This is a genomic window from Amycolatopsis sp. NPDC051071 (genome assembly GCF_040682875.1).
GTDB lineage: Bacteria > Actinomycetota > Actinomycetes > Mycobacteriales > Pseudonocardiaceae > Amycolatopsis.
Genome location: NZ_JBFBBY010000028.1, coordinates 55,237 through 68,208, shown reverse-complemented (window position 1 = coordinate 68,208; position 12,972 = coordinate 55,237). Strand labels below are relative to the sequence as shown.

The window sequence follows — 12,972 nt, the reverse complement described above, 5'->3', positions numbered from 1 at the left end:
TGTTTCCGCTTTGCCCCCCACTTCCCTGCTCGCGGGGTTTGGGGTGGTCACAACCCCGCGCCGCCGTGGTGACTGGTGGTGCTGCGGGGGCTCGTGATTGCCGTCCGGGCCGGGTGAGGGGAACGTTGAGGGACTTTGGGTCCTTCAAGGAGTCCTTCAGGGACCGGTCGCTACCCGGCTCACCCGCCGTAGGTGCCTAAACACCCCTCGTTAGAACGACCCAAAACACTCACGACTGATCGATCGGCCAGGTGTCGTCCTTCAGCAGCCGCTTCAGTACCTTCCCGGTCGCGTTCCGCGGCAGTTCCTCGACGAAGTGGACGTCCCGCGGCACCGCGAATCGCGCCAGCCGCCGGTGGATGTAGGCCCGCACGTCTTCCGCGCTCATCCGGGCACCGCGCTTCGGGACGATGTAAGCCGCGAACCGTTGCCCGAACTCACGATCCGGGACGCCGATCACGGCCGCCTCGTGGACACCGGGCAAGGCGACGATGGCCTCTTCGACCGGACGCGGGGACACGTTCTCCCCGCCGGAGACGATCATCTCGTCGGCTCGGCCGGTGACGAAGAGCCGCCCGGAGGCGTCCTGGTAGCCGACGTCGCCGGTCGCCATCAGCTCGTCCGCCCGTGGCACGCTGGCGCCGTCGGTGTAGCCCTCGAACAACATGTCGTTGCCGACGAAGATCTGTCCCTCCCAGCCGGGCGGGACGCGGTTGTGATCCTCGTCCAGGATGGCGACACGGGTGCCGGGCGGGCAGCGGCCGGCGGTGGTGGGGGCGGCGCGGAGGTCCTCTGGTGTGGCGATGCTCGCCCACGAAACCTCTGTCGAGCCGTAAAAGTTGTAGAGCACGTCGCCGAAGGTGTCCATGAACTCGGTGACGATCGGGCCAGGGAGGGCGGATCCACTGCTGGCGACGATCCGCAGTGACGACAGGTCGTACCGCGAGCGGATCCGCTCGGGCAGGTCAAGGATGCGCTGCAACATGATCGGCACGGCGAACAGGACGCCGCACCGGTGCTCGGCGATCGTCCTCAGGATCTCTTCCGCGTCGAACCGGCGGATCAGCGACAGCGACGCGCGGACGGCCATGCCGATCTGCATCCCGGCGAGTCCCCAGCTGTGGAACAGGGGAGCGGCGACCACGAAACGATCGCCGGTGTGGAGCGGGATACGGTCCAGCATGGCGGCCGAAGTCGCCAGTCCCTTCGGTGTCGGACGTCGCGCGCTCTTCGGGGTTCCGGAGGTCCCGGAGGTGAGCACGACGAGCCTGCCGATCCGGTCCACCGGCTTGAGTTTGGTGGCGGGCACCCCGGCGATCAGCTGATCGATCGTCGGGTACCCGTTCTCGCTCTCCGGCCAGGTGCTGATCCGCAGGAAGTCGCCGGGGATGTCGGCGATGATCCGGGTGAACTCGTCGTCGACGAGTACCGCGACCGGCTCGTGCACCGCGATGACGTCGGTGACGGCACCGGCGGAGAGCCCGGTGTTGAGCAGGATCGCGTCGACCCCGAGTTTGCTGCACGCGATCAGCGACTCGACCATCGCCGCGTGGTTGCGGCACAACAAGGCGACGCGGTCGCGGGAGCGGACTCCGTGCTGTGCCAGCGCGTTCGCCAGCTGGTTGCTGCGGTCCGCCGTTTGCTTGAAGGTCCGGATGTTGCGTTCGTCGTGCAGCGCGACGTCTTCGGGCACGCGAGCGGCGTTGGCCGTGTAGCCGCCGGCGACGGTGGCACCCCATTGCGACAATGAGGTGAGCTGCCGCGCGATCTTGTCCGGCCGCGCCGCCGCGAGCACCCCGGCCTTGATCAGCGTGCTCGCCGTATGCAGGGTGGTGGCCTTGGTATGCGTGGGCTCCTCCTCCGGCGGCGCCGCCCGCCCGGAGAGGTGCAGCTCGATCCGCCGGGTCATCGCGCGGACGGAACGTTTGAACGACGCGGCGGACACCAGATGCGAGTGCCGCGCGGGAAGCATCAGCTGCGCGACGATTTCCGTGCCGCCGCCGGGAGCCGGGCGCAGTTCGAGGGAGACCCAGGTGCCGTCGTCTTCGACCCCGCACCAGACGACGTGCTCACCGGGCCGCCAGACCCGGGCTTCGATCTCGCCGACGGCGAGCTTGTCTGCCCGAGGTTCCATCCGGACGAGGCACTTCGGCCCGCGGCCGCGTTCGGCCGGTTGCCGGATCTCGCACCAGCTGATCTCCGCGACGAACCGCGAGTAGGACTCGGGGTCGCCGATCACTTCCCAAACCTGGCCGGGAGAATGCCCGAGAATCGAGCTCGCCTGGACCACATCGTCTCGCATGCGATTCGCCTCACCACGCGCGTTCGGGTGTTGACCGGGCAGCTGCCGGCGCCTCCTTCGTCAGTCAAGTCCGGCGAACCTACCAGCAATCGGCCGAACGCAGTACTCCGAACGACCACGGGTTCGAGTCGGCCCAAGGAAACCTGGAAACAAGGGTAGCCCGAGAGGGCGTCGGCCGACGCGGTTGATCACGACGTCCGATTCACGCCAGCCTCGACCGCTTCGCGCGGCGAAGCTGACGTTCGTGACAGTTACGACCTCTGCGGCCGAGACCGCGCACACCCGTATTGAGCCCGGCATCCTCTACTTCGGCACCCCGGTGGTGCTCATCTCGACGGTCGACAAGGCCGGCTCACCGAACCTGGCCCCGATGTCTTCGGCGTTCTGGCTCGGCTGGCGGGGCATGCTCGGGCTCGGCGCGAAATCCAAGACCGCGCAGAATCTCATGCGCACCCGTGAATGTGTTCTGAATCTCCCTTCCGACGAGCTGGCGGCCGCCGTCGACAGGCTGGCCTTGACGACCGGGTCGGATCCGGTCCCGTCCCGCAAGTACGAGCGCGGCTACCGGCACGAAGCCGACAAATTCGGCAGGGCAGGGCTCACTCCGGTCGGCTCGGAGACCGTCGAACCGCCGCGTGTGGCGGAATGTCCGGTGACGATGGAGGCCGTCGTCGAGGCCGTCCACCCGCTCGCCGAGAACGACCCGGCGCAACGCGGCGGCGTGCTCGTGTTCGAGGTCCGCGTGCAGCGCATCCATGTGCACGACTCCGTGCGGATGCCGGGCACCGAGGACCGGATCGATCCCGACCGGTGGCGGCCGCTGATCATGAGCTTCCAGAAGCTCTACGGTCTGGGCCCGCAGGTCCATCCCTCTACCTTGGCGCGGATCCCCGAAGCGCTCTACCGGGGACCCGACATCGAGCGGTCGCGTGCTCAGTCGTCGCGGGCGAACGAGAACCGGTTCACCAACGGCAGCCGGCACTGATCGGCCCGGTCCATTGTGGACGATTCGAACGACGGTCCCGGTGCTCCCGGATGAACAGGAACCGGGCCGGACGCCGCCGGGGACGAGACGATCGTGGCCCGAGCCGCCGGGACGGCGGTGGGTACCGGCGTGGTGTCCCGGCCCTCCGTGGCGGCGCGCTCGCACACGAGCCCGTGCGAGGTATTGAGAGGTAAGTCAAAGATGGCGTGGTCCACTGCCCTTCCGGCTCCGGAGGTGACAGGGACTGTCGTGCAAGGCTGTGTGGATTTTGGATCATCTGACGCGCCAAGATCCACACAGCCCTCGGATGGGACGACCGCGCGGCCTACGCGGAGGAACCCGTCGTCAGCCGCTGATGCGGGTGAGGGCGAAGAACTCCTGGCGCGAACGCGCGTCTTCGCGCAGTGTGCCGAGCAAGGTCGAGGTGACGGTGCTCGAACCGGCGGCCTGGACGCCGCGCAGGGTCATGCACGAGTGCTCGGCCTCGATCACCACGCCGACGCCACGCGGGTCGAGCTGCTCGTCGAGCCAGTCGGCGACCTGTTTCGTGAGCCGCTCCTGTACCTGCGGGCGGCAGGCGAAGTGTTCGACGATCCTGGCCAGTTTGGACAGTCCGAGGATCCGATCGCCGGGCAGGTAGCCGACGTGCGCCACCCCGACGAACGGCAGCAGGTGGTGCTCGCAGACCGATCGGACCGGGATACCCCTGGCGAGGACGAGTTCGTCGTAACCCTCGTCGTTGGGGAAGGTCGTGAGGTCGAAGGCCCGCGGGGTGAACAGTTCGGCGTACGCACGCGCCATCCGGCCCGGTGTGCCGCGGAGGCTCTCGGAATCCAGCGAAATACCCAGTGCGGTGAGGAGGTCGGCAGCCGCGGCCTCGGCGGCCTCGAGATCCGGTACAGGTCCGGTCTCGGGCACGACGCGCAAGGCGGGAGTGGACATACTGCCTCCTAGGCTGAACGCGATTCCCCAGTGGTGTTTGACTAAGACTTTTGGGCGTTTTACCGTCCGCGGGTTCAGCGTACATGGTAGATCCGCAGTTCAGGACGTTCCGGCAGCGGGGAAGGGCGATATCGTGGTGTACGTGACAGTGTCCGAGCCGAACGGCCTCGACGTCCCTTCCATCGCCGCGGTGGCGGCACTCGACGACGACCTCCGCCGCGGCATGTACGCCTATGCCCGGCGAGCACGGCGACCGGTGACGCGGGACGAGGCGGCGGCAGCGGTCGGCATCTCCCGCAAGCTCGCCGCGTTCCACCTGGACAAGCTCGTGGCGGCCGGGGTGCTCAGGTGCGGCTTCGCGGCGGGTCCGATGCCGAGGGTGGGGCGCAAGCCCAAGGTTTACGAACCTGTCGCCGAAGCGATCCAGGTGCAGCTTCCCGTGCGGCGGCACGAAATTCTGGCAGGCATTCTCGCCGAGGCGGTGCTCGCCGACGGGAGCGGCGAGACGGCGCGGGACGCCGTGCTGCGGGTCGCGGGGGAGCGCGGCGTCACGGCGGGCGCGGAGGAACGCGCGCGGACCCGGCCCGGCAGGCTCGGCGTGGAACGCGCGCTGGCCATGGCCGAAGGGATGCTCGGCCGCTACGGCTTCGAGCCGAGCCGCGAGGCCAGGACCTGCGTCCGGCTCCGAAACTGCCCGTTCCACCCGCTGGCCGCCCAGGCGCCAGAACTGGTCTGCCGGATCAACCACGCCTTCCTTGCCGGTCTGCTGGCCGGACTGCGCGCCGGGAACGTGGAAGCGGTCCTCGCTCCCGGCGCGGCTGAATGCTGTGTGGAGCTGCGGCAGGCGCCGTGACCGGTCAGGTCCCGGCAGGCGGCCCTGGTGGGCCTTGCGGCTTCTTTTCCTTCTCCTTGGGCACTTCGGGCGCCTTTTCCTTGCCGGCGCGTTCGTTGATGGCGGGGATCTCGATCTGGTTGCCGAGTGACAGCAGGTCCTTCAGCGTCTTGCCGTCGTGGCCGGTCCAGGTCGGCACCTGCTTGCTGAGCAAGGCGGCGAGTTTGGTCAGTTCGGTGCTGTTCTCCAGATCGGACAGGAGCTGGTTGGCATGCCGGGACACCGCCGAGACGCTCTCCTGGTGCTTCGCGACGACTTCGCGGAACAGGGTGTCGAACGACTGAAGCACGTTGATGATCTCGTGGCCGGTGATCTCCTTCTTCTCGGCCTTTTCGAGATTGAGGTCGGGCATGCCCATCGTGTCCCACATCAGGTCGGCGACCTCGAGGACGATGTCCGCCTTGGGGATCTGCTTCACGACGATCATCGCGAGCCGGAGCCCGAAGATCGCGGCGGGCCGGTAGTCGACGCCGACGTCGTCCATCCGGTCGATCGCGGCCTCCAGCGAGAGGGCGAGCTCCCGCAGGTCGTTCTTGTGCGCGAGCTGGACGGCGTAGACCATGTCCAGCACCGCGGAAACCTGGGGGATGTAGCCCTCCGGGTCGCCGGCCTTGAGGCTGCCGCCGACAAAGTCGGTGAGGTAGCCGTCGACGGTCTGCAGATACGCGTGGAAGTCGTCGGCCGCCTCGCCCTGCCAGTTCTCGATGGTGTGGTCGCGGATGGACCGGAGCCGGTCGCGGGCGACGGTGAAATCCGATCGTTTGGCGAACAACGCTCCCGGCGGAGCTTCCGCGAAGGCACCGACGTCGCCGTCGATGGCGGACTTCTTCCATTCGTTGAAGCCCAGCAGGATGCCGGATTCCTCGTTGGACAGGGCAGGGCTGTCGTGCGGCCATTCTTCCCGGATCTTCGCCGCGAGCCGGTTGTACAGCGCGATCATCGCGTCGGGGCCGAGGTCGTTCAACGCCATGTCCGCCTACTTCCCGGTGATCTCGCGCTCGATGCGCTCGTAGGCATCGGCGACGACGTCGAGGCGTTCCGCGGCCAGCTCCAGCGAGTCCGAGACCGCGATGCCGCCGGTGATCAGCGCGGCCAGCAGCTCGTTCCGCTTCTGTCCCAGTGAGACGCCGGCCGAGTCGCCGCCGAAGGAGCGTTGCGGCTGGACATAGAGGTCGCGCATGGACTTGGCCGAGTCCCCGATCTCACTCGAGATGCCAGGGAGGCCCTTCTCCTGATGGGACGCGACCCGCCGCAAAGCGGCCACCTCGACGCTGAAACCCCCGCTATGTGTCATTTCGCCCCTCCATGTCACACCTACTTGGTGCGGTCACGGTACCGGATCCGGCGGTCACGGTGAGCGGTTTCCGAAAGCCCGGCCGCGTGCTTCAGTGCCTGCCCGGCCAGTTTGGGTGACCGGGCTGCTCGGCGAGGTCCTCCAGGTAGGTGATTTCGCTGAAATCCTCGTCCGCGACGGGTGCCCGCCGCGGACGAGCCGGTGGTGGTGGCGGTGTCTCCTCCGGCTCTTCCCCGGCGGCGAGCTCGGTCTCGATCGTGGTCAGTGCCGGCCACAGGGTCTTCTTGGCCTTGGGGGCGAACAGCGCGAGCGCCAGCGGGTGGTCACAAGTACCCGCGGCGACGTCTTCCCAGGTGAACTTGCCCTCGAGGACGGCGTCGGCGGCGCGGGCCAGCCGCGGCGGCATGTCCGGCCGCGACGCGGCTTCGCGGAATACCTCTGCCGAGAAGGTGGGTTCGAGCGCCATGCGGGAAGTCTAGGGTGCCGGGGAGATCGCGCCCGCCTGAACGGCCACCGTCGCGCGGTCGCGGAGTGAGACGTCGAGTTTGAATCCTTCCGGCTTCAGCGTCAGCAGTTCCTGCACCTTCAGCCGGTAGGACGGGTCGCCGCGCAGGTCGTACCGGCTCAGCAGCATGCCGAGCACGAGCGTCGCCTCGTGCAGGGCGAACTGCCGTCCGATGCAGGCACGCTCCCCGGTGCCGAACGGCTTGTAGACGTGGGCGGGGCGGGCACGGTTGCGATCCGGGGCGAAGCGGTCGGGATCGAACGACTCAGGGTCGTCACCCCAGACGGGATCGCGGTGCAGCGCCGGGATGAGGACGAGTGCCCACTGGCCTTTCTTCATCGGGTACGTGTCACCGACGACGGTGTCCACTTTGGCCTGACGGGCGAACGCGGGCGCTGTCGGCCAAAGCCGCAGCGCCTCGTCGAGCACGCGACGGACGTAGCGGAGCTTGGCGACCTCCTCGTAGGACGGATCCGGGTTCTCGCCCCAGACCTTGTCCACTTCGGACCGCGCGAGGGCGAGGACGTCCGGATTCCTCGCCAGGTAGTACAGGGCGAACGACAGCGCGCCCGACGTGGTTTCGTGCCCGGCGATGAGGAAGGTGATGATCTGGTTCCGGATGTTGACTCCGTCCAGCGCCTCCCCGGTACTCGGCTGAGTGGTGTTGAGCATGAGACCGAGCAGGTCGTCGGTGCTCGTGTCGTTCCGGCGTGCCTCGACGACCTCGTCGACGACGGAGCGGAGGAAGGCGAGATCGGCTTCGTTGCGCTGATTCGCCTTGCGGTTGAGAAGCGGGCCGATGACCGGCGGCTGGATCACCGTCCGCTGCGCGTGCCGCAGTGTCCGGACCATCGCGGCGACGAAGGGATGCGGCTCGGCACGTTCGAACGACGAGAAGCTGTAGCCGAATCCGGTCCGCCCGATCGTCTCCAGTGTCAGCTTGGTCATGTCGTCCGCGACGTCGACCTGGCCGCCGCGATCCCAGGTGTCCAGCAGTTCACGGGTGATCGCCAGCATCGCCGGGTGATAGCGCTGCATCGCGTTGCGGCTGAAGGCAGGCGCGAGGATCTCGTGCGCACGCCGCCAGTTCGGTTCCTCGTTGTGCGCGGTGAACAGCCCGTCGCCGCCGAGCGGGCGCAGGTTCGAGATCGCGGGCGTGACGTGCTTCGCGAACCGCTTCTCGTCCGAGAGGTCGGCGACCATGCCGGCACCGTGCACGAACACGATGCCCCGGCCGAACACCTTGCGTTCGAAAACGGGACCGAGTTCGGCGGCGTGCCGCATCGAGTCCTGGACCGGGGTCTTCGGCGAGACGCCGAGTACGTCGCCGATCAGCGGGATCCGGCGTGGGGGATGGGGGAGTGCGGTGGCCATCGGGCCCCTCCTGGTGAACGACGCTGTTGAATCGACATCCAATAGCGAGCGTGGCCCGTTACTGAACTCGTGTCAAGTAAGTAGGATGGCCGGATGGCGCCGAGTGCTTCTGGAAGGCCCCGCAGCAGGCTGACTACCGCCCAGCGGCGGGAACAGCTGCTGCGGATCGGGGCCAGCCTGTTCGCGAAACGGCCGTACGACGACGTGTGGATCGAGCAGGTCGCCGACATCGCCGAGGTGTCCAGGGGGCTGCTTTACCACTACTTCCCGACGAAACGGGACTTCGTCACCGAGGTCATCAAGGCCGAGGGTGAGCGGCTGCTCGACATGACCAGGGCCGATCCGTCGCTGCCGGTCGAGGCGCAGCTGAACGCGGGCCTGGACGCGTACCTTCGCTACGTCGAGGCGAACGAGGACGGCTACCGGGCCCTGCACGCGGGCACGGCGATCGCGGTCGACGACGTCCGTGACGTTCTCGACCGGAACTTCGCCGAACAGGGCCGCCGGATCCTGGCTGCCCTCTGCCCGGACGGCGACCCGCCCGAGACCCTGCGGGTGGCCGTCCGGGGCTGGCTGGCCTTCGTCGTCGCGGTTTGCCTCGACTGGCTCAAGTACCGGAAGCTGGCCCGGGATCAGATCCGTGACCTGTGCGCGAAGGCGCTGCTCGACATCGTCGGCTTTCAAGCATGATCTCGGCACGTTCCCCGATCAGCCTCATCCGCGCGAGCCGCTCGGCGTCGCCATTGTGCGCCGCGGACCGGGTGACCTGCCCGGCCCACTTCCGGTAGTACATCCCGCAGGTGGCCAGGAAATAGCCGTCCGAGACGGCGTTCGCGGCGAGGACGAGGCCGGTGTCCTCCGACGCGGGCAGCGCCATCCAGCCACCCAGTTCCAGCAACAGGTCGCGGCGGACGCAGAGCGTCCCGGCCACCACGGACGAGACGTAACCGTTGCGCCGCCAGTACCGGAGGATCGCGCCGCGTTCGATCGGTCCTTCTTCAGGGTCGCTGTCGAAGCCGACGGTGGTCCCGTTCGGCAGGAGATCGAGGACCCGGCAGGTGGTCCAGCCGATCGAAGGGTCGCCGAGTGCCGCGATGTCCCGCGCGAGTGCGCCCGGCGCGAGCAGGTCGTCCGCGTCAAGTGCCTTGATCAGCTCCCCCCGGGAGCGGGACAACGCCATCATCCGCGCCACACCAGGGCCGCCCCGGCGGCCCGAACCGGGCAGCACCCGCTTGTCGGCGGGGAGGACGTCGTCGAGCAGACCGGTCTCGCCGTCCTCCTGCACCAGCCATTCCCACGTCCAGCCCGCCGGGAGTTCCTGCGCGGCCAGGGATTCGTAGGCCTCGGTCAGGTACGGCAGGCTCGGCGGGTGGACCGGGGTGATCACGCTCAGGACAGGCACGAGGGAAACCTACCCGCGGGAGGTGGCTCAACCGCCGTTGCGTAATTCCGCCAGCTCCGTGTCCATGTCGGCCCGTCTCGCTTCGAGTCTCGCGATCTTCGCAGCCGTGCCGTTTTCGCTGGGCTTCGCCGGTGCGGCGGCCGCCGTGGTGACAGTGACCGAACGGTTGGTCGCGATCGCGCGTGCGATGAGGTCGCAGGCATTGACGATCGCGACCGCGGCGATCAGCGCGATGATGACGGCGGTCTCCTGGCCAGAGGTGAACTTGAAGGTGCCCTCCCCTGGCGCGCTCCTGATCTTGTCGTCCAGTGCGTTTACACTGTGGCCGCCGAGTTTGGGGGTTTCAGGTGAGTGTGTCGAGTGACGAGTTCCACCGGATGCTGGGAGCGCTCGCGGACGTCGCGCGCTCCGACGCGACGGAGTGGGAGTCGTACAGCGTGCGCGGTAAGCGCTTCGGGTATTACTGGCCGCGAACCCAGACCGTCGGCCTGAAGCAAACACTGTCGGAGCAGGAAGCACTCGTCTCCGAACGACCGGACGTCTTCGAAGTGCAGTTCACGACCGGGGGATTCGGCTGGGTCGTGGTCCACCTCGACGGCATCGAGTCCGACGAACTGACCGAACTGGTCTACGAGGCCTGGCGCCTGTCCGCCCCCGAGGAACTGGTCGCGCTGATTCCGCCGCCCTGCTGACCGTTACTGCGATCGTGTGTTGACGTGGGTCACTGTTCGCCTGCCGGGTCTCGGGGAACATTTCACGGGTATGTGCGTTGTAGAGAGTGTCGATACGGATGGTGCCCCCGGGCCTCAACCTTCGCCTTCATGGAATACCGGTTCGGCCGGAGCTGTGATGTGCCACTCGCCGAGAGGCGGCCCACCGTATCGACCCTTAGCTCCCGTTCCCGCTCGCAGGTAACCCCCAGGCCTACGCTGAGCGGGAGCGGGTTTATTTGTTTATTCGTTACCGCATTCGTGTGTTGACGAGCGTCACGTCTGCTTCCGGGGAACTTTTGGCGGGTGTGTGCGTTGTAGAGAGTGTCGATACGGATGGTGCCCCCGGGCCTCAACCTTCGCCTTCATGGAATACCGGTTCGGCCGGAGCTGTGATGTGCCACTCGCCGAGAGGCGGCCCACCGTATCGACCACAAACTCCCGCTTCCGCTCGCAGGAACCCCCAGCCTTCGCTGAGCGGAAGCGGGACCTTTTCTTTTCCAAGGGGCAAAGACACTAAAGGTATGCCGGTGAGGGTTCGTGCGACTCGACCTCGGGGTTTGTCCATGAAGGAATTGGGACGTTGAGTGTCCCAATTCCTTCATGAACAGGCCAGCCAGCCGACCTCAAGACTCCACAAGAGCCCCGTTGCTCAACCGGATCCGCCGGTCCACCTTGATCTCGGTCAGGAACCGTTCATCGTGACTCACCACCACGAACGCCCCCTGATAAGCGCCCAGCGCGCTTTCCAACTGCCCGACGCTGATCAGGTCGAGGTTGTTCGTCGGCTCGTCCAGCAGAAGTAGCTGAGGCGCGGGTTCGGCGAACAGGACACAAGCGAGTGTCGCGCGCAGTCGTTCACCGCCGGACAGCACGCCGACAGGAAGCTGGCTGCGCGCGCCCCGGAACAGGAACCGCGCCAGCAACGTCATCCGCTGCGACTCGGGTAGTCCGGGAGCGAACGTCGCGAAGTTCTCGGCGATGGTGCGGTCGAGGTCCAGCAGGTCCAGGCGTTGCGAGAGATACGCGATCCGGCCCTCCGCGCGTTTCACCACGCCGCTATCGGGCGTGAGGTCGCCGTTCAGGACTCGGAGAAGCGTCGACTTCCCGGTGCCGTTGCCGCCGGTCAGCGCGATCCGTTCGGGGCCGCGGATGGTCAGGTCCACCCCGTCGCCCGCGAAGACGGGCCGATCGCCGTAGCGGACCTGGATGTGCTCGCCGTGGAAGACCGTCCGTCCCGCCGGAACGTTCGTGCCCGGCAGGATCAACGCGATCTTCTGGTCGTCGCGTAGCGAGCGCTCGGCCTCGTCGAGGCGGGACTTCGCGTCGCTGACCCGTGAGGCGTGCGTCTCGTTCGCTTTGCCCGCGGATTCCTGGGCGTTGCGTTTCATGGTGCCGGCGAAGATCTTCGGCAGACCGGCGTTGCCGAGATTGCGGGACGCGTTGCTCGCTCGCCGGTCGGCCCGTTCGCGAGCCTGCTGCATCTCTCGTTTCTCGCGTTTGACCTGTTGTTCGGCGCTGCGGACAGTGCGTTCGGCGACTTCCTGTTCGGCCTTGACCGCCGCCTCGTACTGGGTGAAGTTCCCGCCGTGGTACCGGAGATCGCCGCGATCGAGTTCGGCGATCCGGTCCATCCGGTCGAGCAGTTCCCGGTCGTGGCTCACCAACAGCAGGCAGCCGGACCAGTCTTCGAGCACGCTGTAGAGCTTGCGGCGGGCGTCGAGGTCAAGGTTGTTGGTCGGTTCGTCCAGCAGCAGGACGTCCGGCCGCTTCAGCAGTTGCGCGGCCAGGCCGAGGGAGATGCCCTGCCCGCCGCTCAGTGTGTCCAGGCTCCGGTCCAGGGCGATGCCGTCGAGGCCGAGCCGGTCGAGCTGGGCGCGCGTGCGTTCCTCGATGTCCCAGTCGTTGCCGATGGTGGTGAAGTGCTCGTCGCTCGCGTCGCCGGACTCGATGGCGTTCAACGCCGCGAGCTGTGGCGCGATACTCAGCACTTCGGCCACCGTCAGCTCGGCGGTAAGGGGCAGCGACTGCGGCAGATAGCCGAGGACGCCTTGTGCGGACACGCTCCCGGCGAGCGGCCGCAGCTCGCCGGCGATCAGCTTGAGGAGCGTGCTCTTGCCCGCCCCGTTGGGCGCGACCAGGCCGGTGCGGCCACCGGGCACGGTGAAGGAAAGGTCGTCGAAGACCGGCGTGTCATCCGGCCAGGCGAAGGAAAGGTTGGACACGACGACGAAGGCGTCTGACATGGAGAAGACCTCGCAAAGAATGCGGGCGCCTCAAGGCTGCACCGCGGTGGACGTGGCGTTGAGGGGACGACGAAATGGCCACCTCGGCGTTACCGCCGGTGGCCTGGCAACTCCGGCTCACCCGGAGATGTCGTCTTCACCTGCCACGTCTGGTCTCCCTGCTCGTTTGATCGGGTCCGGTCCCCACGATAACAAGACCTGCCGGGGCGGGCCACGGCAATCCCCGCCGGGTGACGCCGGTAAAGGCATGAATGGGGGGTGCTCAGTACGACTTCCGGTTCATTTTCGTTTTTCCATTGCGATTCCCGGTGCTCGGACAG

The 12,972-nt window shown here is 67.4% G+C and carries 13 protein-coding genes; 5 read left to right on the top strand and 8 right to left on the bottom strand.

Annotated elements, in window-relative coordinates; genetic code table 11:
• Positions 1-229: 229 nt before the first annotated feature.
• On the bottom strand, positions 230-2,302 hold the full coding sequence (locus AB0M65_RS12640; protein ID WP_364025782.1) for an AMP-binding protein: 2,073 nt from the start codon (positions 2,300-2,302) through the stop codon (positions 230-232).
• Between the two features lie 319 nt (positions 2,303-2,621).
• On the opposite strand from AB0M65_RS12640, the gene AB0M65_RS12635 reads away from it, so the two are divergent.
• Entirely contained in the window at positions 2,622-3,287 is a 666-nt protein-coding gene (locus tag AB0M65_RS12635; RefSeq protein ID WP_364025789.1) for a flavin reductase family protein, read from the top strand.
• A gap of 345 nt (positions 3,288-3,632) precedes the next feature.
• Here the strand turns inward: AB0M65_RS12635 and folE are convergent, their stop codons facing one another.
• Entirely contained in the window at positions 3,633-4,229 is a 597-nt protein-coding gene (gene folE / locus AB0M65_RS12630) for a GTP cyclohydrolase I FolE (RefSeq protein WP_364025780.1), read from the bottom strand.
• Positions 4,230-4,365: 136 nt separating this feature from the next.
• Here folE and AB0M65_RS12625 point away from each other — a divergent pair, with 136 nt between their 5' ends.
• The gene (locus AB0M65_RS12625; RefSeq protein WP_364025786.1) at positions 4,366-5,082 is read left to right on the top strand and encodes a transcriptional regulator; all 717 of its coding nucleotides are present in this window, start codon (positions 4,366-4,368) and stop codon (positions 5,080-5,082) included.
• Positions 5,083-5,086: 4 nt separating this feature from the next.
• On the opposite strand, the gene AB0M65_RS12620 is transcribed toward AB0M65_RS12625, so the two are convergent.
• The 4 genes from AB0M65_RS12620 to AB0M65_RS12605 all read right to left on the bottom strand — a co-directional run bounded on the left by AB0M65_RS12620 (position 5,087) and on the right by AB0M65_RS12605 (position 8,294).
• Positions 5,087-6,091 carry a hypothetical protein gene (locus AB0M65_RS12620; RefSeq protein WP_364025777.1) on the bottom strand — a complete coding sequence of 335 codons (1,005 nt, stop codon included), beginning with the start codon at positions 6,089-6,091 and terminating at the stop codon, positions 5,087-5,089.
• A gap of 6 nt (positions 6,092-6,097) precedes the next feature.
• Positions 6,098-6,415 carry a hypothetical protein gene (locus AB0M65_RS12615; protein WP_364025774.1) on the bottom strand — a complete coding sequence of 106 codons (318 nt, stop codon included), beginning with the start codon at positions 6,413-6,415 and terminating at the stop codon, positions 6,098-6,100.
• A gap of 91 nt (positions 6,416-6,506) precedes the next feature.
• The gene (locus AB0M65_RS12610; protein ID WP_364025771.1) at positions 6,507-6,881 is read right to left on the bottom strand and encodes a hypothetical protein; all 375 of its coding nucleotides are present in this window, start codon (positions 6,879-6,881) and stop codon (positions 6,507-6,509) included.
• Between the two features lie 9 nt (positions 6,882-6,890).
• Positions 6,891-8,294, bottom strand: coding sequence for a cytochrome P450 (locus AB0M65_RS12605; protein ID WP_364025768.1), 1,404 nt, complete (start codon positions 8,292-8,294; stop codon positions 6,891-6,893).
• A gap of 93 nt (positions 8,295-8,387) precedes the next feature.
• On the opposite strand from AB0M65_RS12605, the gene AB0M65_RS12600 reads away from it, so the two are divergent.
• Positions 8,388-8,984 carry a TetR/AcrR family transcriptional regulator gene (locus AB0M65_RS12600; RefSeq protein ID WP_364025765.1) on the top strand — a complete coding sequence of 199 codons (597 nt, stop codon included), beginning with the start codon at positions 8,388-8,390 and terminating at the stop codon, positions 8,982-8,984.
• Here the strand turns inward: AB0M65_RS12600 and AB0M65_RS12595 are convergent.
• Positions 8,902-9,696, bottom strand: coding sequence for a glycosyltransferase (locus AB0M65_RS12595; RefSeq protein WP_364025762.1), 795 nt, complete (start codon positions 9,694-9,696; stop codon positions 8,902-8,904). The two genes, AB0M65_RS12600 and AB0M65_RS12595, sit on opposite strands and share 83 nt — an antisense overlap.
• Before the next feature lie 106 nt (positions 9,697-9,802).
• On the opposite strand from AB0M65_RS12595, the gene AB0M65_RS12590 reads away from it, so the two are divergent.
• Positions 9,803-10,060: a hypothetical protein gene (locus AB0M65_RS12590; RefSeq protein WP_364025760.1), complete on the top strand. Its 258-nt coding sequence runs from the start codon at positions 9,803-9,805 to the stop codon at positions 10,058-10,060.
• Complete coding sequence (locus tag AB0M65_RS12585; RefSeq protein WP_364025758.1) at positions 10,044-10,388, top strand: MmcQ/YjbR family DNA-binding protein; 345 nt, start codon at positions 10,044-10,046, stop codon at positions 10,386-10,388. The genes AB0M65_RS12590 and AB0M65_RS12585 overlap by 17 nt, the downstream gene beginning before the upstream one ends.
• A gap of 644 nt (positions 10,389-11,032) precedes the next feature.
• On the opposite strand, the gene abc-f is transcribed toward AB0M65_RS12585, so the two are convergent.
• Positions 11,033-12,652 (bottom strand): ribosomal protection-like ABC-F family protein, encoded by a 1,620-nt coding sequence (gene abc-f, locus AB0M65_RS12580; RefSeq protein ID WP_364025755.1) that lies wholly within the window; start codon positions 12,650-12,652, stop codon positions 11,033-11,035.
• Between the last annotated feature and the right edge of the window lie 320 nt (positions 12,653-12,972).